Origin of the sequence: Micromonospora sp. SH-82 (genome assembly GCF_051132485.1) — a bacterium.
Lineage (GTDB): Bacteria > Actinomycetota > Actinomycetes > Mycobacteriales > Micromonosporaceae > Micromonospora.
The window spans coordinates 3,078,535-3,101,335 of record NZ_CP148049.1; the positions used below are offsets into that span (position 1 = coordinate 3,078,535).

General features: G+C 70.8%; 23 protein-coding genes and 1 pseudogene. 19 read left to right on the forward strand and 5 right to left on the reverse strand.

Annotation, left to right across the window (positions count from 1 at the left end; genetic code table 11):
• The first annotated feature begins 239 nt into the window (after window positions 1-239).
• The 6 genes from infC (at window position 240) to pheT (ending at window position 6,289) form a co-directional block, all read left to right on the forward strand.
• Window positions 240-881: a translation initiation factor IF-3 gene (gene infC, locus WHN02_RS14185; RefSeq protein ID WP_434743748.1), complete on the forward strand. Its 642-nt coding sequence runs from the start codon at window positions 240-242 to the stop codon at window positions 879-881.
• Between the two features lie 19 nt (window positions 882-900).
• Window positions 901-1,095, forward strand: a complete 195-nt coding sequence (gene rpmI / locus WHN02_RS14190) for a 50S ribosomal protein L35 (protein WP_350897381.1) — start codon at window positions 901-903, stop codon at window positions 1,093-1,095.
• Window positions 1,096-1,127: 32 nt separating this feature from the next.
• The gene (gene rplT / locus WHN02_RS14195) at window positions 1,128-1,520 is read left to right on the forward strand and encodes a 50S ribosomal protein L20 (RefSeq protein ID WP_350897382.1); all 393 of its coding nucleotides are present in this window, start codon (window positions 1,128-1,130) and stop codon (window positions 1,518-1,520) included.
• Between the two features lie 32 nt (window positions 1,521-1,552).
• Complete coding sequence (locus WHN02_RS14200) at window positions 1,553-2,404, forward strand: TrmH family RNA methyltransferase (protein ID WP_434743749.1); 852 nt, start codon at window positions 1,553-1,555, stop codon at window positions 2,402-2,404.
• A 218-nt stretch (window positions 2,405-2,622) separates the two neighbouring features.
• Window positions 2,623-3,702, forward strand: a complete 1,080-nt coding sequence (gene pheS / locus WHN02_RS14205; protein ID WP_434743750.1) for a phenylalanine--tRNA ligase subunit alpha — start codon at window positions 2,623-2,625, stop codon at window positions 3,700-3,702.
• Window positions 3,703-3,742: 40 nt separating this feature from the next.
• Window positions 3,743-6,289, forward strand: coding sequence for a phenylalanine--tRNA ligase subunit beta (pheT, locus tag WHN02_RS14210; RefSeq protein ID WP_434743751.1), 2,547 nt, complete (start codon window positions 3,743-3,745; stop codon window positions 6,287-6,289).
• Window positions 6,290-6,343: 54 nt separating this feature from the next.
• Here the strand turns inward: pheT and WHN02_RS14215 are convergent, their stop codons facing one another.
• The gene (locus WHN02_RS14215; RefSeq protein WP_434743752.1) at window positions 6,344-6,946 is read right to left on the reverse strand and encodes a Crp/Fnr family transcriptional regulator; all 603 of its coding nucleotides are present in this window, start codon (window positions 6,944-6,946) and stop codon (window positions 6,344-6,346) included.
• Between the two features lie 454 nt (window positions 6,947-7,400).
• Between WHN02_RS14215 and WHN02_RS14220 the strand changes: the two genes are divergently transcribed.
• The 10 genes from WHN02_RS14220 (at window position 7,401) to argH (ending at window position 18,918) form a co-directional block, all read left to right on the forward strand.
• Complete coding sequence (locus WHN02_RS14220) at window positions 7,401-8,240, forward strand: hypothetical protein (RefSeq protein ID WP_434743753.1); 840 nt, start codon at window positions 7,401-7,403, stop codon at window positions 8,238-8,240.
• A gap of 380 nt (window positions 8,241-8,620) precedes the next feature.
• On the forward strand, window positions 8,621-10,549 hold the full coding sequence (locus WHN02_RS14225) for a hypothetical protein (protein ID WP_434743754.1): 1,929 nt from the start codon (window positions 8,621-8,623) through the stop codon (window positions 10,547-10,549).
• A 242-nt stretch (window positions 10,550-10,791) separates the two neighbouring features.
• The gene (locus tag WHN02_RS14230; RefSeq protein ID WP_434743755.1) at window positions 10,792-11,376 is read left to right on the forward strand and encodes a hypothetical protein; all 585 of its coding nucleotides are present in this window, start codon (window positions 10,792-10,794) and stop codon (window positions 11,374-11,376) included.
• Between the two features lie 165 nt (window positions 11,377-11,541).
• Window positions 11,542-12,546, forward strand: a complete 1,005-nt coding sequence (gene argC, locus WHN02_RS14235; protein WP_434743756.1) for an N-acetyl-gamma-glutamyl-phosphate reductase — start codon at window positions 11,542-11,544, stop codon at window positions 12,544-12,546.
• 43 nt (window positions 12,547-12,589) lie between these two features.
• The gene (argJ, locus tag WHN02_RS14240) at window positions 12,590-13,762 is read left to right on the forward strand and encodes a bifunctional glutamate N-acetyltransferase/amino-acid acetyltransferase ArgJ (RefSeq protein WP_434743757.1); all 1,173 of its coding nucleotides are present in this window, start codon (window positions 12,590-12,592) and stop codon (window positions 13,760-13,762) included.
• Between the two features lie 114 nt (window positions 13,763-13,876).
• Window positions 13,877-14,815: an acetylglutamate kinase gene (argB, locus tag WHN02_RS14245; protein WP_434743758.1), complete on the forward strand. Its 939-nt coding sequence runs from the start codon at window positions 13,877-13,879 to the stop codon at window positions 14,813-14,815.
• Complete coding sequence (locus tag WHN02_RS14250) at window positions 14,812-16,002, forward strand: acetylornithine transaminase (RefSeq protein ID WP_434743759.1); 1,191 nt, start codon at window positions 14,812-14,814, stop codon at window positions 16,000-16,002. The genes argB and WHN02_RS14250 overlap by 4 nt, the downstream gene beginning before the upstream one ends.
• Window positions 15,999-16,925, forward strand: a complete 927-nt coding sequence (gene argF / locus WHN02_RS14255; RefSeq protein WP_434743760.1) for an ornithine carbamoyltransferase — start codon at window positions 15,999-16,001, stop codon at window positions 16,923-16,925. Before WHN02_RS14250 ends, argF begins: the two co-directional genes overlap by 4 nt.
• The gene (locus WHN02_RS14260) at window positions 16,922-17,440 is read left to right on the forward strand and encodes an arginine repressor (RefSeq protein ID WP_434743761.1); all 519 of its coding nucleotides are present in this window, start codon (window positions 16,922-16,924) and stop codon (window positions 17,438-17,440) included. The genes argF and WHN02_RS14260 overlap by 4 nt, the downstream gene beginning before the upstream one ends.
• A gap of 14 nt (window positions 17,441-17,454) precedes the next feature.
• Window positions 17,455-18,918, forward strand: coding sequence for an argininosuccinate lyase (gene argH, locus WHN02_RS14265; protein ID WP_350897873.1), 1,464 nt, complete (start codon window positions 17,455-17,457; stop codon window positions 18,916-18,918).
• A gap of 49 nt (window positions 18,919-18,967) precedes the next feature.
• Here argH and WHN02_RS14270 read toward each other — a convergent pair whose 3' ends face one another.
• From WHN02_RS14270 to WHN02_RS14280, 3 genes are all read right to left on the reverse strand, one after another.
• Window positions 18,968-19,324: an MmcQ/YjbR family DNA-binding protein gene (locus tag WHN02_RS14270; protein ID WP_434743762.1), complete on the reverse strand. Its 357-nt coding sequence runs from the start codon at window positions 19,322-19,324 to the stop codon at window positions 18,968-18,970.
• 145 nt (window positions 19,325-19,469) lie between these two features.
• Window positions 19,470-19,907 (reverse strand): DNA-binding protein, encoded by a 438-nt coding sequence (locus tag WHN02_RS14275; RefSeq protein ID WP_434743763.1) that lies wholly within the window; start codon window positions 19,905-19,907, stop codon window positions 19,470-19,472.
• 96 nt (window positions 19,908-20,003) lie between these two features.
• The gene (locus WHN02_RS14280; protein ID WP_434743764.1) at window positions 20,004-20,411 is read right to left on the reverse strand and encodes a hypothetical protein; all 408 of its coding nucleotides are present in this window, start codon (window positions 20,409-20,411) and stop codon (window positions 20,004-20,006) included.
• A 58-nt stretch (window positions 20,412-20,469) separates the two neighbouring features.
• Here WHN02_RS14280 and WHN02_RS14285 point away from each other — a divergent pair, with 58 nt between their 5' ends.
• From WHN02_RS14285 to WHN02_RS14295, 3 genes and pseudogenes are all read left to right on the forward strand, one after another.
• Window positions 20,470-20,754, forward strand: a complete 285-nt coding sequence (locus tag WHN02_RS14285) for a type II toxin-antitoxin system Phd/YefM family antitoxin (RefSeq protein WP_434743765.1) — start codon at window positions 20,470-20,472, stop codon at window positions 20,752-20,754.
• Window positions 20,754-21,068 (forward strand): type II toxin-antitoxin system RelE family toxin, encoded by a 315-nt coding sequence (locus WHN02_RS14290; protein ID WP_434743766.1) that lies wholly within the window; start codon window positions 20,754-20,756, stop codon window positions 21,066-21,068. Before WHN02_RS14285 ends, WHN02_RS14290 begins: the two co-directional genes overlap by 1 nt.
• A gap of 375 nt (window positions 21,069-21,443) precedes the next feature.
• Window positions 21,444-21,599: pseudogene (locus WHN02_RS14295) on the forward strand (NUDIX hydrolase); the annotation flags it as partial.
• A gap of 292 nt (window positions 21,600-21,891) precedes the next feature.
• Here WHN02_RS14295 and WHN02_RS14300 read toward each other — a convergent pair.
• The gene (locus WHN02_RS14300) at window positions 21,892-22,776 is read right to left on the reverse strand and encodes a phosphotransferase enzyme family protein (protein WP_434743767.1); all 885 of its coding nucleotides are present in this window, start codon (window positions 22,774-22,776) and stop codon (window positions 21,892-21,894) included.
• Between the last annotated feature and the right edge of the window lie 25 nt (window positions 22,777-22,801).

The following is a 22,801-nucleotide window of genomic DNA, read 5'->3' on the forward strand; positions in this document are numbered from 1 at the left end:
TTGAAGTGGAGCGCCTGCTCCCACCCGCGTCACCGATCGAGGTGGCCGGGTCCGGTCACCGGTTCCGGGCACGTCCCGGTCCCGGATGCGCGATCATCTGATCGTGTCGACCGGTCGAGCGGGCCCTGGCATGCGCCGGGGCCTTCTGCTTTCCGGCTCGGCTCCCACCGGGGAGCCCGCGGGGTCGGCCACCGTGGAAGTTTCGGACTAGAGGAGGCCCCATCAGCGTCGAACCACGCGTGAACGAGCAGATCCGGGCACGTGAGGTCCGACTGGTCGGCCCTGAGGGTGAGCAGGTGGGCATCGTCCCGCTGGAGCGCGCCCTGCAGCTGGCCGCGGACGTCGACCTGGACCTGGTCGAGGTTGCGCCGATGGCGCGCCCGCCGGTGTGCAAGCTCATGGACTTCGGAAAGTTCAAGTACGAGAGCGCACTCAAGGCGCGCGAAGCGCGGCGTAACCAGCAGCAGACCGTCATCAAGGAGATGAAGCTCCGACCGAAGATCGACCCGCACGACTACGAGACCAAGAAGGGTCACGTGGTGCGGTTCCTCAAGGCCGGCGACAAGGTCAAGGTGACGATCATGTTCCGCGGTCGGGAGCAGAGCCGCCCGGAGCTGGGTTACCGGCTCCTGCGCCGACTCGAATCCGAGATCTCGGATCTGGGGTACGTCGAGGCCGCTCCGAAGCAGGACGGCCGAAACATGATCATGGTGCTCGCGCCGCACCGGGCGACCAAGGCGGCCGCGGTCGCGGCCACGGCCTCCCGTGGTGGACCCCGTGACCGCGCGACGGACGAGTCCGCCGCTGAGGCGGTCGGCGAGGCCAGCGAGGTCGGTGTCGCCGGTGATACCGGCGTGACCGCTGACACCAGCGGCCAGTAACAGGGGAGAAGACGTTCCAATGCCGAAGATGAAGAGCCACACGGGTATGGGCAAGCGGGTCCGGGTGACCGGCAAGGGCAAGATCGTTGCCCAGCAGGCCGGTATGCGTCACAACCTGGAGAAGAAGTCCTCCACCCGTACCCGCCGGTTGACCGGCGTGGTCGAGGTGGCCAAGGCTGACGTCAAGCGCATCAAGAAGCTGCTCGGCCGCTGACGCGCGCCACCTGAACCGAAGAAGGAGTTGAGATGGCACGCGTCAAGCGGGCTGTGAACGCCCAGAAGAAGCGTCGTACCCTGCTGGAGACCGCGAGTGGTTACCGCGGTCAGCGCTCCCGGCTGTACCGCAAGGCCAAGGAGCAGGTGCTGCACTCGATGCAGTACTCCTACCGGGACCGTCGCGACCGCAAGGGCGACTTCCGGCAGCTGTGGATCCAGCGGATCAACGCGGGTGCCCGCGCCAACGGGCTGACCTACAACCGTCTGATCCAGGGCCTGCGTCTGGCCGGCGTCGAGGTGGACCGCAAGATCCTGGCGGATCTCGCCGTGCACGACGCCACGGCGTTCGCCGCTCTCGTCGAGGTGGCCCGCGCGGCCGTCGCCGCCGAGGGCACCGGTGGCGCCGCGGCCCAGGCCGCCTGATCCACCCGCACCAGATCATCGAGGCGTCTCCCATGCGGCCACCATCGCGTGGGAGACGCCTCGACGTCGTAGGAGAGACCGAACTGTTCACCCCGCGTACGCCCCGGGTCGTCGCGGCCCGCAGGCTGCACCGCCGACGCGACCGTGAGGCCACCGGCCGGTTCCTGGCCGAGGGGCCGCAGGCGGTCCGGGAGGCCCTCGCCGTCCCCGAGGTGGTCTGCGAACTCTTCGGCACCCCCACCGCCCTGGACCGGTACGCCGACCTGGTCGGCCGGGCCGCCGCCGAGGGGGTGCCCGTCTCCCCGGTCACCGACGAGGCGCTCGCCGTCCTCGCCGACACCGTCGCCCCGCAGGGACTGGTGGCCCTCTGCCGACACCTGGACGTCCCGCTGGCCACCGCGCTGGACGCCGGACCCCGCCTGGTGGCGGTGCTCGCCGGGATCCGGGACCCGGGCAACGCCGGTACGGTGCTGCGGACCGCCGACGCCGCCGGGGCGCAGACCGTCGTGTTCGCCGGGGACGCCGTCGACCCGTACAACGGCAAGTGCGTCAGGTCCTCGGCCGGAAGCCTGTTCCACGTCGACGTGGTCCGTGCCGCCGACCCGGTCGAGGTGGTGACCGCGCTGCGGACCACCGGTCTGCGGGTGCTGGCCACCACCGGGTACGGCGACACCGACCTCGACGACCTGGCCGATGCGGGCGGACTGGCCACCCCGACGGCCTGGCTGTTCGGATCGGAGGCGCACGGCCTCCCGCCGGAGGTGACCGCCGCCGCCGACGCCCGGGTCCGGGTGCCGCTGCACGGGCGGGCGGAGAGCCTCAACCTGGCAGCGGCCGCCGCCGTCTGCCTGTACGCTTCGGCCACAGCACTGCGCCGCCGGTGACCCGTGCGGCGACTGTCGGCCACGACCAGGGAGAACATCGGTCATGAGGAACGCCGTCAAGCGTTCGTTTAGCCAGCCCGCCGGTGTCGGCGGGCGGACGGCCTGACCCTTCCCCCTGCGCGAACTCCCACCGGCGGGCTGCGGCACAGCCGCGCGTCCGTAGACTCGCTTCGCCGCCCGTGAGGGTCGGCGCCGCCGTGAGGGAGTGCCCGTACGCCATGAGCTACCGCAACGATCCGTACGACCCGAAGCAGGTCGCCCTGCTCGACCCGGCCGCCCTGGCCGGTGCCGTCGCCGACGCCGAAAAGGCGTTCGCCGAGGCGGGCGACCCCGACGCGCTGACCGCGCTGCGCCCCGCGCACCTGGGGGACCGGTCCCCGGTGTCGCTGGCCCGCCGGGAGATCGGCGCACTGCCACCGGCCGCGAAGTCGGACGCGGGCAAGCGGGTCAACGAAGCCCGCCGCGCCGTCGAGGCCGCCTACGCCGCCCGCGCCGAAATCCTCGACCGCGAGCAGGCAGCCCGGGTGCTGGTCGAGGAACGGGTCGACGTGACAGTGCCGCACGACCGGCGGCCCCGGGGCGCCCGACACCCGGTCACCCTGCTGATGGAGCAGGTCAGCGACTTCTTCGTCGGGATGGGCTACGAGATCGCCGAGGGACCCGAGGTCGAGTTGGAGTGGACCAACTTCGACGCCCTGAACATCCCGGTCGACCACCCGGCGCGCGGGTTGATGGACACCTTCCACGTCGCCCCGCCGACCGGCGCCGACACCTCCGGTCTGGTGCTGCGGACCCACACCTCGCCGGTGCAGGCGCGGACCATGCTCACCCGGCGGCCCCCCATCTACGTGGTGGCCCCCGGCCGGGTCTACCGGACCGACGAGCTGGACGCCACCCACGCCCCGGTCTTCCACCAGATCGAGGGCCTGGTGGTGGACGAGGGCATCACCATGGCCCACCTGCGCGGCACCCTGGACCACTTCGCCCGGGCGATGTTCGGTGCGGGCGCGAAGACCCGGTTCCGGCCGCACTACTTCCCGTTCACCGAGCCGTCGGCCGAGTTCGACGTCTGGTTCCCCGAGCACCGCAAGGGCCCGCAGTGGGTCGAGTGGGGCGGATGCGGCATGGTCAACCCGAGGGTGCTGCGGGCCTGCGGGATCGACCCGGAGGTCTACTCCGGTTTCGCCTTCGGCATGGGCATCGACCGGACCGTCATGTTCCGGCACGGGGTCGGCGACATGCGGGACCTGGTCGAGGGCGACGTGCGGTTCACCCGCGCGTTCGGGGTCGGGGCGTAGGCGATGCGGGTACGAGTCACGGAAACGGTGGTCTGAAGTCATGCGAGTCTCTGTCAGCTGGCTGCGGGAGTACGTCGACCTCCCCGCCGACCTGCCCACCGGCGACCTGGCCCAGGCCCTGGTCGACCTCGGCATCGAGGTCGACTCCGTCGAGGACCTCAGCGGGTCGGTCACCGGACCGCTGGTGGTCGGCGAGGTACGCGAGATCGAGGAGCTGACCGGCTTCAAGAAGCCGATCCGGTTCTGCCTGGTCGACGTCGGGAACGCCAACGGCACCGGCGAGCCGCAGGAGATCGTCTGCGGGGCGCGTAACTTCGCCCCCGGCGACAGGGTGGTGGTGATCCTGCCGGGCGGGGTCCTGCCCGGCGGCTTCGCCATCGGCGCGCGTAAGACGTACGGGCGCAACTCCCACGGCATGATCTGCTCGGCCAAGGAGCTGGGCCTGGGCGACGACCACTCCGGGATCATGGTGCTCCCCGCCGACGTGGCGGCCGAGCCCGGTGACGACGCCCGCCCGGTGGTCGGCCTCGACGAGGTGGTCCTGGAACTGGAGGTCACCCCGGACCGTGGGTACGCCCTGAGCCTGCGCGGCTTGGCCCGGGAACTGTCCCACGCCCTCGGGGTGCCGCTGCGTGACCCGGGGGCGGCACCCGCCCCCGCCGGTACCGCCGAACCGGCGTACCCGGTGCGGGTGCTCGACACTGTGGGCTGCGACCGGTTCGCCGCCCGACTGGTGACCGGGGTGGACCCGACCGCGCAGACCCCCGAGTGGATGCGGCGACGGCTGACCGTCGCCGGGATCCGCAGCATCTCCCTGCCGGTGGACATCACCAACTACGTGATGCTCGAACTCGGCCAGCCGATGCACGCCTTCGACGCCGACCGGCTCAGCGGGGACCTGGTGGTCCGTCGGGCCGAGCCGGGGGAGAAGCTCACCACCCTGGACGGGGTGGCCCGCAACCTGGTCGCCGAGGACATGGTGATCTGCGACGACACCGGGCCGATCTCGCTCGCCGCGGTGATGGGCGGGGAGACCAGCGAGGTCGTCGCCGGCACCACGAACGTCCTCTTCGAGGCCGCCCACTGGGATCCGGCGATGGTCGGGCGGACCGCCCGTCGACACCGGCTGTTCAGCGAGGCGGCGAAGCGGTGGGAGCGGGGCGTCGACCCGACGATGCCGTTGGTCGCCGTGGAACGCGCCGTCACGTTGCTCACCGAGTACGCCGGGGGCACCGCCGGTGAGCACATCCTCGACCTGGACCACGTGGCGGCGCGTACGCCGGTGACCCTGCCCGTCGACCTGCCCTCCCGGCGGGTCGGAGTGGCGTACCCGCCGCAGCGGGTGGTGGCGATCCTGGAGCAGATCGGGTGCACCGTCACCCGGGGCGCGGACCGGCTCGCCGAGGACCCGGGCAGCGTCGGGACGACTGTCGGCGACGCCGAGGTCCTCACCGTCACCCCGCCGCCGTGGCGGCCCGACCTGACCGACCCGGCCGACCTGGTGGAGGAGGTGGTCCGCCTCGACGGGTACGACAGGGTGCCGTCGGTGTTGCCCACCGCACCCCCCGGACGTGGCCTGACCTGGCGGCAGCGTCGTCGCCGGGCGGTCGCCAGGTCCCTGGCCGAGCAGGGGCACGTCGAGGTGCTCAGCCAACCGTTCGTCGGGGTGCACCTCGCCGACCGGTTCGGCCTGACCGACGACGACCCCCGGCGACCGGCGGTCCGGCTGGCCAACCCGCTGTCGGAGCAGGAGCCGCTGCTGCGCACCACGCTGCTCGGCCCGCTGCTGGAGGCGGTCCGGCGCAACCTCGGTCGGGGCCTGCGTGACCTGGCCCTGTACGAGATCGGGTTGGTGTTCCGGCCCCGGGCCGACGCCGGGTCCCCGCCGGTCATGGGCGTCGACAGGCGGCCCACCGAGGCCGAGTTCGCCGCCGCCGACGCGGTGGTCCCGTCGCAGCCGCAGCACGTCGCGGTGGTCCTCACCGGTGACGTGGAGCCGGCGGGCTGGTGGGGGCCGGGTCGCCCGGCGGGTTGGGCGGACGCGGTCGAGGCGGGTCGGACGGTCCTCGCCGCCGCCGGTGTCCCTGCCGACCGGGTCGAGGTGCGGGCGGCGGAGGTCGCCCCCTGGCACCCGGGCCGCTGCGCCGAGCTGCTCGTCGACGGGGTCGTCGTCGGCCACGCCGGTGAGCTGCACCCGGTGGTGTTGGCGGGGCTCGAACTGCCCCGGCGGACCGCCGCGATGGAGCTGGACCTCGACGCGTTGCCGGACGCCCCGGTGGTTCCCGCGCCCGACGTCTCCGCTTTCCCGCCCGCCCTGATCGACGTGGCCCTGGTGGTCGACGAGCGGGTACCGGCGGCCGAGGTCGAGCGGGCTCTCGTCGAGGGGGCCGGTGACCTGTTGGAGAGCGTGCGCCTGTTCGACGTGTACGCCTCGGAGCAGCTCGGGGCGGGACGCCGGTCGTTGGCGTACAAGCTCACCTTCCGGGCACCCGACCGCACCCTGACCGTCGAGGAGGCGGTGGCCGCCCGGGACGCCGCCGTGGCCCGCGCCGCCGACCTTCACCAGGCCACCCTCCGCGGCACCTGACCGAAGTGAGGAGGGGTCCCTTCGTGACGATCCCGGTCTAGAAGGGACCCCTTCTCACTCCTCGTCCGGATCCAGGTGACCGAGGTGCCGCAGGCCCGCAAGATCGCGAACGGTGATCCGGCGGTAGTCGGTGTCCACCAGCCCGTCGGTCCGCAGTTCCCGTAGTGCCTTGTGAATTGTGGTCTCTGCAGCTCCGCAGATGGAGGCCAGCTCCGGCTGGGTCAGCCGTACGTCGATGACAACCCCGTCACGGTTGCGTCGGCCGTGGGTGCGGGCCAGATCCGCGATTACCCGGGCCACTCTGACCTGTACCCCGAACAAGGTGAAGTCGATCCGGCGGCGGTTGGACCAGCGGAGACGGTCAGACATCATCGCCGCAAGTTCCAAAGCAGCCTGAGGACGTGTCCGGAGGAAGCCATAGAGTTGCTCCCGTTGGATGACCCAGTAGCGGGTGGTGCCGCAGGTGGTCACCGTGGCGAAGCGGGGCTTGTTGTTTAGCGCGGACATCTCCCCGATCAGATCACCGCCAACTCGCAGTGACAGCAAAGCGGAACGCCCGTCGGGCAGGGCGACGGTGACCTTTGTGAGTCCGCCCGCCAGCAGGATCAGGTGTGAACCGTCGGCTCCCTCGTGGAGCAGGATTTGCCCGGTGGGCACCCGACGGCGTACTCCAAGTTCGAGCAGGGATCGGCGATCAGCCGGCTCCAGTCGCCGAAGAAAAGTGCCGTGTGGCCACTCGGGCTCTGACGGATCGCCTGCATGCATGGACGGTCTACCCCTCCTGAATCGGCAAGATTTGTCGAAGCGTAGCCGTGTCTGCGCGTAGCGCGATGTCGTGGTGCGGACAGTGGCTTGGAGTACCACGTAGGGCGCCAGCGCCCAGGCTGTCTGTTCGGGTGACCAGCCAGCGGCGAGCAGCAGCCGGTCGTGTCGATCATCATTCGTCACCGCAGACCTTCGCTTCCGGCATGAATTTCCCTAACGGGTTGGTTGACCGGTGGTCGATAGATTTCCCGGATCTCGTACTAGTAGGGGATCTCTATGCTGCAGCCGCTGTTCGATGTCCTCTGGCCGCCCGAGTGAGGCGGTTCGGATCGAGAGGCGACAGCAGATGAACTCTCCGGAACGGCGATTGCTGATCTCGGTGGACATGGAGCGGTACAGCCGTCGTGGCAACGTGCAGCAGCACGAGGCGCAGCGTGCGTTCCACGAACTCCTGCACGACGCGGCCCATGCGGTCGGCCTGGACCGTGCCTCCTGGACGACTCAGAAGGCCGGTGACGGCGAGTTGGCGATTCTTCCCCGGGACGTCGCTGAGTCGCGGGTGATCGGTCGGTTCGTGCCCGAACTGAACCGGCGTCTGCGCGAGTACAACAGCAGCCGGGTGGCGGCGGCGCGGGTGCGCCTGCGCCTCGCCGTCCACCAGGGTCTCGTACATCTCGACGGTGCCAACGGCTTCCCAGGCAACGCCGTCGTCCTCGTCTGCCGGCTCTGTGACGCCGATCCGGTCCGGCGGGCGCTGGCGGCCTTCCCGGAGGCAGGAGTCGCCTTGGTCGTGTCACCGGACATCTACCGTGAGGTGGTCTGCGAGTACCCGGAGGAAATGCGCTCTGAACGTTTCGTTCGGATCCGGATCAGTCGTCCTGAGAAGGGATTTGACGAACACGCATGGTTGTACGTTGTGGACGAGGACATGTCGGCCTTCCAGGAGCCCCAGGCTGATGGGCCGGACGACCAGGGAGGCCCCGACGATTCGGGCGGACAGATGTCGGGCCGCTCCGACCCTCGTCCAGAAGGACCCGCTGGAGGTAGCCGCTCTCACCGAGGCAATGAGGGGATTCGCACCGGAAACATCCGGGTCAACGGACCAAACGCGATCGGCTCGAATGCCACCGCGATCGGTTCGGTCGGCCGGGACCTCAACTTCGGCCCTGAGCGCGGTGGATGGTGAGTGACGGCCGGCTTCCCGAGGAGGATGCGGACCCGTTCGACGATGCGGGGAGCGTGGGGCCGAGGGATCGACGTTTCGACTCTCCGGGCGTAGACCCCGCCGCGAGGTGGGATGCCGCAGAGAACACGAGCCAGGACCAAGGGGCCAGCTCCGGAGCAGCCGCGAACGACGCAGCGGAGCTGCCCGGTGACGAAGCGGAGGAGCACCTCGACCCAGGTGAAGTGCTTACTCGGCTGGCCTCGTTGCTTGGTGGGCCGGCTGTCGGGGTCGGGGATGTTTGGGTTCGGGGGCAGAACGCCACCGGGCCGGGAGCGACCGCCATCGGTACCCTGAACCTTTCCACCTCTGGGACGAACGGTGCCGGTCACGCCTGGGCTGAGATGCTCACGGTCGAATCGGTCGAGCAGATGGCCGCTGGGTACGCTCCCGCCCCCGACGATCACCAACTCGATCATCAGCTCAAGCGCCGTCGCCTCGTGTGCCTATCGGGAACGGTTGGCACCGGCCGCTACACGACCGCGTGTCTGGCCTCGGCTCGCGACCGCGGGGCCGACCGGGTCGGCGTGCTCGGCGTCGACCATCTGGTCGACCTGCTCCGCCCCGATGGACCGATTCGTCACGGCCACGGCCATGTGTTGGAACTAGACGAGGCGAAAGTTCGTGAGCTGGACGGGCTGACCTTGATCGGTCTCGCCTCCCGGATGGAGACGAAGAACAGCACCCTGATCTTGATCGGCGAGTTCGGCAGCCGCACTCGCGAGGTCGCCGAGTATTTGGTCGAGCACCGGGCACCGAGTACCACTGAGGTGTTCCGGGTGCATCTGCGCCAACGGCTGCGCGGACGGTGCGTCCGTTGGTGCAAGAGCGGCTGCCAGGGGGATTGCGCAGAATCATACGTCGAGCGGCTTTTGGAACACCCTCTCCTGACGGCTCATCTGGCGGGCGAGTGCCGGACCGTCGAGGTGGTCAGACTCGTGGAGGCGCTCGACTCCCACGTCATTCCGGAGACTAGGTTCACCGAATGGCTGGAGCGGTGGTTGCCCAGCCGGTTGCGGGCACGGGCGACCCGGATTCTGTCGCTCGATGACGGCGAGGAGGACTCGTCCGCCGTTCCACCTGACCAGCGGCGGGCCTTCCGGATTGCCTGCGCGGTGTTGGCCGGGCAACCGGTGACTGAGATGTACGCCGCCGCCCAACGACTTTCTGGTGCGGGATTAGCCGGACCACCTCTCGTGGGGCAGCCTGATGCGCCGGTGCAGCCACCCTCCGCGCCCGTGTTCGCTGGATCCATCCGTGCAGGGCTGGACGTCCTGCTCGGCCCGACCCTGCGACAGGTGGTGCAGACGGTTGACGACCGTGATCCGTCGGGTGGGCGGCGGCTCGATTTCACCCCAGGCAATGAGGTGTTGCGGGCACCGTTGCTGGAGGCCGCCTGGTCGGACTGGTGGCTGCCGGATCAGTTCCTCGGTTGGCTGGCGGATCTCGTCCGCAGTGAGTCACCCGGGGTCCGGCAGGCCGCCGCAGGCGCAATCGGTCTGTCAGCCCGGCACAGTGTCCACGCAGCCCTGCACACCGTTGACCGATTGGCGAGGGAGCGGCGAGCCGGAGTCCGGCAGGCCGCCGCCATCGCGCTGGTGGCTATGGCTATGCAAAGCGAACTGCGTCAGCCCATTCGGGCTGCGTTAGACGAGTGGGCGGCTGGTGGGGCGGCGTACCTCCGGGACACTGTCGCGCGGGCCTACGCCCTGGGCCTGGCCCGGATCTGGCCTGACATCGCACTCCTGCACCTGCGTCTGGTCGCCCAAGTTCGGGGTCAGCGGTGGCACAACTCAGTCGTCCGTGGTCTCGTCGAGGTGTACTCGGCCGGACACGCTGCCACTGTTCTCCCGGTGTTGACGGAGTGGACCGCCTCAGAGGACACAGAGGTCCGCCTGCACGCCGCGCGGGCATTGCGGGTGCTCGCCGACCGGTCGGCGGCTTCTCCGTTCGAACACTGGCCTGAACTGTTGAACCTGACCCGGGACGGCACGGTCCGCCTTGACGACCTGGCGACCTGTTGGGTGGCTGCTCTGAGTATCCCGCAGACCGGCTACCGCGCATGGCGGACCCTTGGCTACTGGCTGAGCCTGGCCGACGGGCAGCCTGAACTCTCCGCTCTGCTCCTGAGAATGCTGGGGCTGGTGATGTCCGGAGAGGCGCCTCTGCGTCGCCGACTGGCCCACCAACTCGATCACGTCTGGGTGATCAACCTGCCCCGTACGCCCCTGCTCGCCGACGTGCGACGACTGACTGCCGAGGGAACCCGATGAGCATGTACTCCGACCCGGGCGGGGACGCCCAGGGCTCCGCCGCCGTGCCGTTGCGCCGTACCTGGTGGGAACGGCTCCTCTCGGTGTTTGACCTAACCGGTGAGCCGCCTCGGCCGGCACCACCGCCCGCACCCTCATCGGTGGGTTTTCGGCAGTCGGTCCCACAGCCGCTCTTGGTACCCGCTCGGGGGAACGCCTTCGATTTTCAGGTGCGGGTTGTGTATACCTGGACGGCCAGGAACATGTCCGTCGATCAGTTGCAGGTGCGAGCCCGTCTACACCTGCCGTGGGCCGGGAGCATCGTTCAGGAGCAGGCCACGGATCTGGCTTGTGGACATGACCCCCATCATGCCCAGGATCTTGAACGGGCACTGAACGACCACTTGGCGGGCCGTCGGTGGCCCCACTCGGACGCGCTGCTCGGTTTCACGGCTCTGGTGCGGGTCAGTCCGGACGAGCGGATCCGAGAGCGGTTGCGGCCGTACTGGGAAGAACGGATCGAGCTGGAGTACAAGCACGAGCTGCAGAAGATCCGTGTTGAGCAGGCCAACGAGCTGACCCGTTGCTGGTCAGCGGTGTTCCGAGGGCTTGAGGACCTGCCGGTGACGGCCCACGCGGCCTGGCTGACCAGTGAAGACTTCGCCGAGGTGTTCGGCCGCTATCTGACAGAACGGCGCGGCACGGTGCCGGAGTTGGTGTCCCTGTTGCGGGAAGCGGTGCGGGGGCACAACGACCTCGGGCTCGGCCCTTCGGAGTACACCCAGGCGTGGGACGCGGCGCTGCGCAGCTACGAAGAGCGTCACGGCCTGACACGGGAGAACCACTGACTCCGGGCACCTCCCTGGTCGGGAGCGAGGGAGGTGCCCGGCCCATTCGACGACGCTGGCGAACTGCTGAACGGTGCTGCATGGGCATGCGGTCGGCTGCATGACACATTGCGGCTGTGTAACGCGGCCTGCTAGCCTCCTTTGCATAGTCATGCGGAGGTAGGTATGGGAATTCGGGTCGGGGTCGCCGGGGCGAGCGGGTACGCCGGGGGTGAACTGCTGCGCCTGATCGCCGGTCACCCGGAGTTCGAGCTGGTCGCCGCGACCGCACACCGGCAGGCCGGCGAGCGGGTCAGCGCCGTACACCCGCAGCTCGTCGGGGTGGACCAGGTGTTCGGGGCGACCGAACCGGCCGCCTTCGCCGACGCGGACCTGGTCTTCCTGGCCCTGCCGCACGGGGAGTCCGGGGCCCTGGCCGCCGGGCTGCCCGACACGGTCAAGGTCGTGGACCTCGGGGCCGACCACCGGCTGCGCGACGGGGCCGCCTGGCAGCGGTACTACGGTGGGGAACACGCCGGCACCTGGACCTACGGCCTGCCCGAACTGCCCGGCCAGCGGTCGGAGATCGCCGGGGCGACCCGGGTGGCGAACACCGGCTGCTACGCCGTCGCCGTCACCCTCGCCCTCGCCCCCCTGGTCGCCGCCGGTGCGGTCAGCCCCGCCGACGTGGTGGTGGTCGCCGCCTCAGGCACCTCCGGGGCCGGCAAGGCCGCCAAGACCCACCTGCTCGGCAGCGAGGTGATGGGGGACCTGACGCCCTACAAGGTCGGCGCCCACCAGCACGTACCGGAGATCAAGCAGGCCACCGGGGCTACCGGCCTCTCCCTGACCCCGATCCTCGCCCCGATGCCCCGGGGGATCCTCGCCACGGTGACCGCCCTGCCGCTGACCGACGGGGTCGACCCCCGGGCGGTCCTGGCGCAGGCGTACGCCGACTCCCCGTTCGTGCACGTCCTGCCCGAGGGGGCGTGGCCGCACACCGGGGCCACCCTCGGCTCCAACTCCTGCCACCTCCAGGCCACCGTCGACGTCGACTCCGGCCGGGTGATCGTGGTCAGCGCCATCGACAACCTCGGCAGGGGCGCCGCCGGTCAGGCCGTCCAGTGCGCCAACCTGATGGTCGGCCTGCCCGAGCAGACCGGCCTGTCCGTCTACGGGGTGGCCCCGTGAGGTCGCCCCGGTCGAGCAGCGAGACGACGAAGGAGACGACGGCATGAGTGTCACCGCCGCACGGGGGTTCCGGGCCTCCGGCGTCGCCGCCGGGCTCAAGAGCGCCGGTGCCCTGGACGTCGCCCTGGTGGTCAACGAGGGACCCGACGCCGGGGTGGCCGGGGTCTTCACCGCCAACCGGGTGAAGGCCGCCCCGGTGCTCTGGACCCAGCAGGTGGTCAACGGCGGGGTCGCCCGCGCCGTGATCCTCAACTCCGGTGGCGCGAACGCCTGCACCGGACCGGCCGGGTTCCAGGACACCCACGCCACCGCCGAGCACACCGCGTCGGTGCTCACCTCGGCCAGCGCCCGCCTGATGGTCGGGGCCGGGGACGTGGCGGTCTGCTCCACCGGGCTGATCGGCGAACGGCTCCCGATGGACAAGCTCCTGCCGGGCGTCAAGGCAGCCGTACGCGGACTCGCCCGCGACGGGGGACCGGCCGCCGCCGAAGCGATCATGACCACCGACAGCCGGCCGAAGACGACGGTGGTCACCGGGACAGGCTGGACGGTCGGCGGGATGGCCAAGGGTGCCGGGATGTTGTCCCCCGCCATGGCCACGATGCTCTGTGTGCTCACCACCGACGCGGTGGCCGGTCCGGCGACCCTCGACGCGGCGCTGCGCGCGGCCTGCCGGGTCACCTTCGACAGGCTCGACTCCGACGGGGCGATGTCCACCAACGACACGGTGCTGCTGCTGGCCAGCGGGGCCAGCGGCATCGAGCCGACCGAGCAGGAGCTGACCGACGCGGTCACCGCCGCCTGCCACGACCTGGCCCAGCAGTTGCTCGCCGATGCCGAGGGCGCCACCAAGCAGGCCGCCATCGAGGTGGTGGGGGCGGCCGACGAGGACGACGCGGTGGCGGTGGGACGCGCGGTGGCCCGCAACAACCTGGTCAAGACGGCGCTGTTCGGCAACGACCCGAACTGGGGTCGGATCCTCGCCGCCGTCGGCACCACCTCCGCCGCCTTCGAGGCCGACGAACTCGACGTGGCGGTCAACGGGGTGTGGGTGTGTCGCCGTGGTGCCGCCGCCGAGGACCGCTCCAAGGTGGACCTCTCCGGGCGGGACGTCACCATCCGGATCGACCTGCACGCCGGCTCCGCCTCGGCGACCGTCTGGACCAACGACCTCTCGCACGCCTACGTCCACGAGAACTCGGCCTACTCGACGTGAGCGCGAGGAATGCAGCGCAGCGGAGTCCCGCAGTCGCGAACGAAGAGGTGGACCGGTGAGCGCGAGGAATGCAGCGCAGCGGAGTCCCGCAGTCGCGAACGGAAAGACGGCACAGTGACACTTTCGGCAGACCTCACCCAGGCCCAGGCCAAGGCGGCCACGCTGATCGAGGCGTTGCCCTGGCTGGCGCAGTTCTCCGGGGCCACCGTCGTGGTCAAGTACGGCGGCAACGCCATGATCGACCCGGAGTTGCAGCGGGCCTTCGCCGCCGACATGGTGTTCCTGCGCTACGCCGGTCTCAAGCCGGTCGTGGTGCACGGCGGCGGACCGCAGATCTCGGCGATGCTCGGTCGCCTCGGCATCGCCAGCGAGTTCCGGGGCGGCCTGCGGGTCACCACCGCCGAGGCGATGGACGTGGTCCGGATGGTCCTCGTCGGCCAGGTCGGCCGGGAACTGGTCGGCCTGATCAACGCGAACGGTCCCTTCGCCGTCGGCCTCTCCGGTGAGGATGCGGGCCTGTTCACCGCCGTCCGCCGCCCGGCGTACGTCGACGGGGAGCCTGTCGACGTCGGGCAGGTGGGTGACGTCGAGTCGGTCGACGTCTCGGCGGTCACCGACCTGATCGCGGCCGGTCGGATCCCGGTCATCTCGACCGTGGCGCCGGACGTCGACGGGGTGCTGCACAACCTCAACGCCGACACCGCCGCCGCCGCCCTCGCCATCGGCCTGCAGGCCCGCAAGCTGGTCGTCCTCACCGACGTGCCGGGGCTCTACGCCGACTGGCCGGACACCGACAGCCTGATCTCCGAGATCACCGCAGACGACCTGGCCCGACTGCTGCCGTCGCTGGCGTCGGGGATGGTGCCCAAGATGGAGGCCTGCCTGCGCGCGGTGCGCGGCGGGGTGCCCGCCGCGCACGTCGTGGACGGGCGGGTCGCCCACTCCACGTTGCTGGAGGTCTTCACCTCCGAGGGGTTCGGCACGATGGTCGTGCCGGAGCCCACCACCGCCTCGGTCACCGAGACGGCCGCCGACCGGGAGGGACAGTCATGACCGGGCTCGTGCAGCGCTGGCGGCAGAGCATGATGGACAACTACGGCACACCCCCGCTGGGCCTGGTCTCCGGCCAGGGCGCGGTGGTCGTCGACGAGAACGGCCGGGAGTACGTCGACCTGCTCGGCGGGATCGCCGTCAACGCCCTCGGGCACGCCCACCCGGCGGTGGTGGCCGCGGTGTCCCGGCAGGTCGCCACCCTCGGACACGTCTCCAACCTGTACGTCTCCGAGCCGCCGATCGCCCTGGCCGAGCTGCTGTTGGCGCTGGCCGGGCGACCCGGCCGGGTCCTGTTCACCAACTCCGGTGCCGAGGCCAACGAGACGGCGTTCAAACTGTCCCGGCTCACCGGTCGCAGCCACGTCGTCGCCACCCAGGGTGGTTTCCACGGGCGGACCATGGGGGCGTTGGCGTTGACCGGTCAGCCGAGCAAGGCCGACCCGTTCCGCCCGCTGCCCGGTGAGGTCACCCACGTCCCGTACGGCGACGTGGCGGCCCTGGAGGCGGCGGTCACCGACGCCACCGCGATGGTGATCCTGGAGCCGATCCAGGGGGAGAACGGCGTCGTCGTGCCGCCCGCCGGCTACCTGGCGGCGGCCCGGCGGATCACCACCCGGCGCGGTGCCCTGCTGGTGCTCGACGAGGTGCAGACCGGGATCGGCCGGACCGGACACTGGTTCGCCCACCAGGCCGAGGGGGTCGAGCCCGACGTGGTGACCCTGGCCAAGGGGCTCGGCGGTGGGCTGCCCATCGGGGCCTGCCTGGCCTTCGGCCCGGCCGCCGACCTGCTCCGCCCCGGCTCCCACGGCACCACCTTCGGCGGCAACCCGGTCAGCTGCGCGGCGGCCCTGGCGGTGGTCTCCACCATCGCCAGCGAGGGGCTGCTCGACCACGTCAAGCGGGTCGGGGAGCGGGTGCGGCGGGGTGTCGAGGCGCTCGGTCACCCGCTGGTCGCGCAGGTACGCGGCGCCGGTCTGCTGCTCGGCGTGGTGCTCACCGCACCCGTCAGCGGGGCGGTGACCGCAGCGCTGCGCGACGCCGGGTTCCTGGTCAACCCGGTGCAGCCGGACGTGGTCCGGCTCGCCCCGCCGCTGATCCTGAGCCCCGCCCAGGTCGACGCCTTCCTGGCCGCCCTGCCGGCCGCGTTGGACGCGGCCCGACCCACCGAGACGGAGACCCCCGCATGACCCGGCACTTCCTGCGCGACGACGACCTCACCGCCGCCGAGCAGTCCACCGTCCTCGACCTGGCCGCCCGGTTCAAGGCCGACAGGTACGGGCACAAGCCGTTGGCCGGCCCGAAGTCGGTGGCGGTGCTGTTCGACAAGCAGAGCCTGCGTACCCGGTTCTCGTTCGACGTCGGCATCGCCGAACTGGGTGGCCACCCCCTGGTGGTGGACACCCAGGTCACCCACTTCGGTCGGGGGGAGACCCTGGCCGACGCCGGTCGGGTGCTGTCCCGGTACGTGGCCGCGATCGTCCTGCGCACCCACGGCGACGACCGGATCGCCGAGGTGGCCGCCGGGGCGAGCGTCCCGGTGGTGAACGCCCTGACCGACGGGTTCCACCCCTGCCAGCTCCTGGCCGACCTGCTCACCGTCCGGGAACACCTCGGCGGTACGCAGGGACGGACCCTGACGTACCTCGGTGACGCGGCGAACAACATGGCCCACTCGTACCTGCTCGCCGGGGCGCTGGCCGGGATGCACGTGCGGGTGGCCGGTCCGGCCGACTTCGGTCCCGACCCGGTGGTCCTGGAGCGGGCCGCGCAGCTCGCCGCCGACACCGGCGGATCGGTCCGGGTCCTGACCGACGCCGTCGAGGCGGTACGCGACGCCGACGTGATCGCCACCGACACGTGGACCTCGATGGGGCAGGAGGCCGACGGGCTGGACCGGATCACCCCGTTCCTGCCGTACCAGGTCAACAAGGAACTGGTCGGGTACGCCGCGTCGCACGCGATCGTCCTGCACTGCCTGCCCGCGCACCGTGGCGAGGAGATCACCGACGACGTCCTCGACGGGCCGCAGAGCGTGGTGTTCGACCAGGCGGAGAACCGACTGCACGCGCAGAAGGCCCTGTTGGCCTTCCTGCTGGAGGGCCGGGGGTGACCGGCCCCCTGACCCGGGCCGCCCGGCACGCCCGGATCGTGGAGCTGATCCGGGACCGGGCGGTCCGCTCGCAGACCGAGCTGGCCGACCTGCTCGCCACCGACGGCATCCAGGTGACGCAGGCCACCCTCTCCCGGGACCTCAAGGAACTCGGCGCGGTGACCGCCCGGGGTGGTGACGGGCGCGGCGTGTACGTCATCCCGGAGGACGGACACCGTCCGCTGCGCGACGCCGAGGCGGCCCCGGCCCGGCTGGTCCGGCTGCTGCGGGAGCTGTTGAACGAGGTCGACGCCAGCGGCAACATCGCCGTCCTCCGGACCCCGCCGGGGGCGGCCCAGTACCTGGCGAGTGCACTGGACCGGGCCGGACTGCCGGAGGTGGTCGGCACCATCGCCGGAGACGACACCATCCTCGTGGTGGCCCGGGACACCGTCGGCGGGGCGGCGCTGGGCGAGAAGCTCTCCGCCTGGTCCCGCCGCGACGACAACGCCGAAGCCCGGCTGCCGGAGAACTGACCGTGACGACCAGAATGAGCGACGTGGACGACAAGAGCCTCACCGAGAACAGTGCCGCCACCAACCGTACGAGCCTGTGGGGTGGTCGGTTCGCCGGCGGACCCGCCGAGGCCCTCGCCCGGCTGTCGGTCAGTGTCCAGTTCGACTGGCGCCTCGCCCCGTACGACATCGCCGGGTCGCGGGCGCACGCCCGGGTCCTGGCCGGGGCGGGCCTGCTCGACCCGGACGAGCTGGGCCGGGTCCTGGCCGCCCTGGACGACCTGGAGGCGGCGTGCGCCTCCGGCGCGTTCCGTCCCACAGTCGACGACGAGGACGTGCACACCGCCCTGGAGCGGGGGCTGCTGGAGCGGCTCGGCGCCCTCGGCGGGAAGCTGCGCGCCGGGCGGTCCCGCAACGACCAGGTCGCCACCGACCTGCGGCTCTACCTGCGCGACCACGCGCGGGGGGTGGCCGCCCGGCTGGTCGAGCTGGCCGACGCCCTGGTCGAGCAGGCCGAGCGGCACGTGGACACGGCCGCCCCGGGGATGACCCACCTCCAGCACGCCCAGCCGGTGACCTTCGGGCACTGGCTCCTGGCCCACGTCCAGCCGCTGCTGCGGGACCTGGAGCGGCTGCGCGACTGGGACCACCGCACCGCGATCAGTCCGCTGGGCGCGGGTGCCCTGGCCGGTTCCGGGTTGCCCCTGGACCCGGTGGCGGTCTCCAAGGAGCTGGGTTTCCGGACCTCCTTCGCCAACTCGATGGACGCCGTCGCCGACCGGGACTTCGTCGCCGAGTTCCTCTTCGTCACCGCGCTGGTCGGGGTGCACCTGTCCCGCCTCGGTGAGGAGGTGGTGCTCTGGACGTCGCACGAGTTCGGCTGGGTCGAGCTGGACGACGCCTTCGCCACCGGTTCGTCGATCATGCCGCAGAAGAAGAACGCGGACATCGCCGAGCTGGCCCGGGGCAAGTCCGGTCGTCTCGTCGGCGGGCTGATGAGCGTGCTCACCATGCTCAAGGGCCTGCCGATGGCGTACGACCGGGACATGCAGGAGGACAAGGAGCCGGCCTTCGACGCTGTCGACACCCTGGAACTGCTGCTGCCCGCGCTCGCCGGAATGATCTCCACCATGACGGTACGCGTCGACCGGCTCGTCGCCGCCGCGCCGGTGGGGTACTCCCTGGCCACCGAGGTCGCCGACTGGCTGGTCCGTCGGGGGGTGCCGTTCCGGGAGGCCCACGAGATCACCGGGAAGCTGGTGGCGCTCTGTGTGGTCCGGGACTGCGCCCTCGACGAGGTCTCCGACAGCGACCTGTCGGCGGTCAGCGAGCACCTCGACCCGTCGGTGCGTGACGTGCTCTCGGTCCGCTCGGCCCTGGCCACCCGGACCACCCCCGGTTCCACCGGTCCCGGACCGGTCGCCGACCAACTCGCCGCCGCCGCCGACCAGCTCACCGGCTGGCGCGAGTGGGCCGCCGAGCAGGTCGTACCCCGCTGAGGCACTGTCGGGTCGGGGCGCGCACGTCGCGCTCCGACCCGACGCCGTCTCAGGGGACGTCCGGGCGCTCGCGGCGGGGGAGCTTGCCGACGATGGTGGCGTACGAGGCGTCCACCGCCTCGGTCAGCTCGTCGGCGGGGATCGCCCCGTCCAGGCGCAGCGTGTTCCACCCCGCCCGCCCCACGTACGGCATCACCCCGGCGTCCTCGGGGTAACGGCGCAGCCACTCGTCGGCCAGGTCGCGGTCCGGCCCGCACTTGAGCCCGATCCTCGCCCCGGTGTCCCCCGGCCCGAGGAAGGCGAAGATCCGGCTGCCGACCTTCACCACCTCCTCGTCCTCCCAGGGGCGGTCCAGCCAGGCGCCCGGCTTGGCCAGGCAGTACGTCAGCATCTGTGCGCGTTCCATGGGCGCGGCACCTCCGGTCGGGTCCTCTGGGTCAGTCTCGTCCCTGCGGGCCGGAAAAGCCCGGCGGCACCGGTTCGCGGTAACCCGCACGACGTCGTCGACCGGCCGGGTCTCCGCGTCGACCGGGGTCGAGGCGTACGCCTGATCACCGGCTCGACTGCCCCGCCCCACCGCCCGGGGCCGTTCCCGTGCTCCGGGCGGAGATCCGCTCGTAGCGCTGACTGGCGGCCTGGGCGCTGCCCAACCCGAGCCCCTCCCCGATGGCCTGCCAGGTCAGCCCCCGGGACCGGGCGAGGCCGAGCAGCCCCGCCTCCAGGGTGTCCACCTCGGCCCGCAGGTGGGGCAGGAGGGCGAGGGCGGCGAGCAGGTCGTCCCGGTCGACGGGCTCCTCCCCGGGGGTCGGCTCGGCGGCCCCGGCGGCCAGGGCCAGCACCAGGGCGACCGCCTCGTAGGGGTCGGCCAGATAGGGATTGAGGTGCCGGTGCCGCTGGGCCTCGGTGGCGGCGTGCCGCTCGGTGAGCCGGTGCAGGGCCGCCCAGGTGCGGTCGGGTCCGGGATGGGTGGCGTCAGGTTCGCTGGTCACCACCCGATCCCAACACTTCAACGAAACGTTGTCAACACTTCGTTGAGAAGGTCGGGTCGTAGAACCGCCCCCAGGTGGTGCCCGCCGTCGCGGACCTCACCCCTCCCCGCTGCCGGATGAGTCGTACGGGTGGTGCGCCGGTTCCGGTCGAGGGCGCTGAGGCTGGGCTGCCCGACGTGCGGGCCGTCCCCGGTGCGTTCCACCACCGCCCTTGCCCTTCTTCTCCTGGCGCTTGACCGCGTCCTTGCGGAACTCGACGAGGGTCGAGGTGAGCCTCTCGGCAGCCACCAGCCAGCCCTTACCCGGGTCAGGTGCGGCGCTGTCGTCGACGAGCACACCGTCGACCTCGACGAGCCCGTTGTCGTACGCGACGACGGTGACGGTCAGTTTCAACCCCTTGTCCTGAGCGGTGGGCTTCACCTTCCAGTGCTGACGGATGCGCTTGCCGGAGGCGGACATGAGGCTCCTTCCGGTCGCCTGGTCGACGACGTGCTCACATGACATCACCGTCGCACCCTTTCAGGTTTGACCATAATTATGACCGGTCGCTAGAATGGTCGCCATGGAGATCATTCCGATCACAGAGGCCAAGGCCCGGATCGCCGAACTCGCCGACCGGGTCGCCCGGGAGCACGACCACTTTACGATCACCCGCAACGGCCGGGCCGACGTCATGCTGATCTCGGTGGCCCAGTACGAGTCGATGCGGGAGACGCTCGACCTACTCTCCGACAACGAGGCCCTGGCAGACCTGCGCCAATCGCGGGAGGACTTCGCAGCCGGAGACACGTTCTCGGTGGACGAGGTCCGTGCCGAACTGGAGCGGCGTCGAAACAAGGCAGCCTGATGCCTCCGGGGGGCAAGCGGGCGGACGACCGCACCACCGAACCGTTCAACCCGTACACGGTGTCCTTCTCCCGGCAGGCCCGCCGCAACCTGCACGAGGACCTGCCGTTGGAGGTGGCGGTCGCAGCAACGGAAACCATCCAGCGGGCGATCGCGATCAACCCGTACCGAGTGGGCAAACCCCTCGACGAACCCTTCGACGGCTTTCATTCCGCCCGGCGCGGCACCTACCGGATCATCTACCGGATCAATGAAGCCAAACGAGTCGTAGAGATTCACTCGATCCGCCACCGACGCGACGCCTACCGTTCGTAGGACTCCTCCCCGGTCAGGCCCCGCGCTGACTGCGACTCTGGCCACGACGGTACGGCACCCCTGGATCGGATTGGCATTCAATCGCGCGAGCTGGTCAGACTCGGCGACAGCGGTTCACCGACGATGACGGCGAGATGGTTCGCATGGTGATGCATCGGGCTCACCGACCACATCATTGTGCGAACCGGTGGTCGTTCCTCATGAGTGCCCCGTCCGTTTCGGGCGGGAGCATCGTCGCGTCGGTGGGGATCTTGAAGACGGGGACGACTCCCTGGTCGGTGAGTCGGCTTCGGCGATGAGGGTCTCGACGGCGGCCTTGCGTTCGGCGGTGGTGCCGCTGGCCATGACCGCGGTGAGGTGGTCCCGAGCAGATCGGCGCCCGCTGACGTGAACGAGGCCGAGCAGGTCGCGTGGATTCCGCTCGACGAGGCGTACGAGCTGGTGTCCCGGGGTTAGATCGTCGGTGCCGGGACGGTGATCGCGGTGCTGGAGTTGGTGGCGCATAAGGCCCGGGGAGAGCTGTGGCGGTGAGTTCCCCCTGAAATCGGTGCAGGAGGCCGAAGCCCCTACCTGCGGCCTGGTTGGACATCAGGGCGAGGGTGCTGGCGCTGAGCGCGGGGTCCTGTGCGGCGTGCGCTGCGCGCAGGGCGAGGAGATACCAACGTTGGACCTCGCCGTCGTGGTGCGCGTCGAAGGCCATGAAACCGCTGGGTCGGGCGAGGGCGGGGCCAGACGACTTGCGGTGGCCGCCGGGTAGTGAGCCTCGCCATCGCCTCCTGAAGTGCGGTAGCGGCGTGGGTGATTATGCCGCCGGTGTGAGTGATCAGGCCATTGTGGGCCACTGCCATGGGCGTGGTCCGTGCTGTCCCCGAATGCAGGCCAGTCGGTGCCGTGCCTGCTGTCGCAGGCGGGGATGGTGACCGGCCATCTGCGCGGCGAAGGTGACCTTCCGGAGTTCTCGGGCGTCGCGGAGGACCTGGTATCCGGACCAGTCGGTGACGTCGTGTCCGTACCGGTGGCAGAACTGTGCCCATGACCCGGGGGGCGTGGTTTCGAAGGTGAGGTAGTCGACCGCGACGGAGGCGAGGTCCCACTCGGGTGGCCCGTGAGCGAAACGTTCCAGGTCGAGCAGGACGGGGGACTGGTCACGGCTGGTGGTGACGATGTTCCCCGCCCAGGCGTCTCCGTGGACGGCCGAGCGGGGCAGGCCGAGGGGGAGGAGTTCGTACTGCTGGGTGAGGTGGTTCAGGTGGTCGAGGAGCCAGCGTCGTTCCGCCTCGTCGAAGACGGTGGTCTGGGTCATGCGTTCTTCCAGCCGCACGAACGGGTCGAGGGGCGGTAGGTCCAGCTCCGGGGGTGGTTGGTGTAGCTGGTGGAGGTGACGGAGTGCGTCGGCGACGTGTTCGGGGTCGCCCTCCCGGTGATCGGGCAGTTCACGCCAGAAGGTGACCGCCCGCCCGTCCACCTCGACCGGTTGGTCGATGTCGGGTAGCGCTTCGACGACCCGCACACCGACCTGCTGCAGCCAGTGGGAGACCCGTACCTCCTTGTCGGCCGCCTCTCGTCGACCCTGTCGGCTGACTCGGGCGACGACCCCGGCCCGAAGCCGGTAGAGGGTGTTCTCCCCGGCACGGATGAGTTCGGCTCCGTCGGCGGTGAGTCCCGCCTGTCTGCAGCCGACGGTCAGCATCTCCAGAGTCGATCTCACCCGACGGATCCGACAGTCTGCAGGA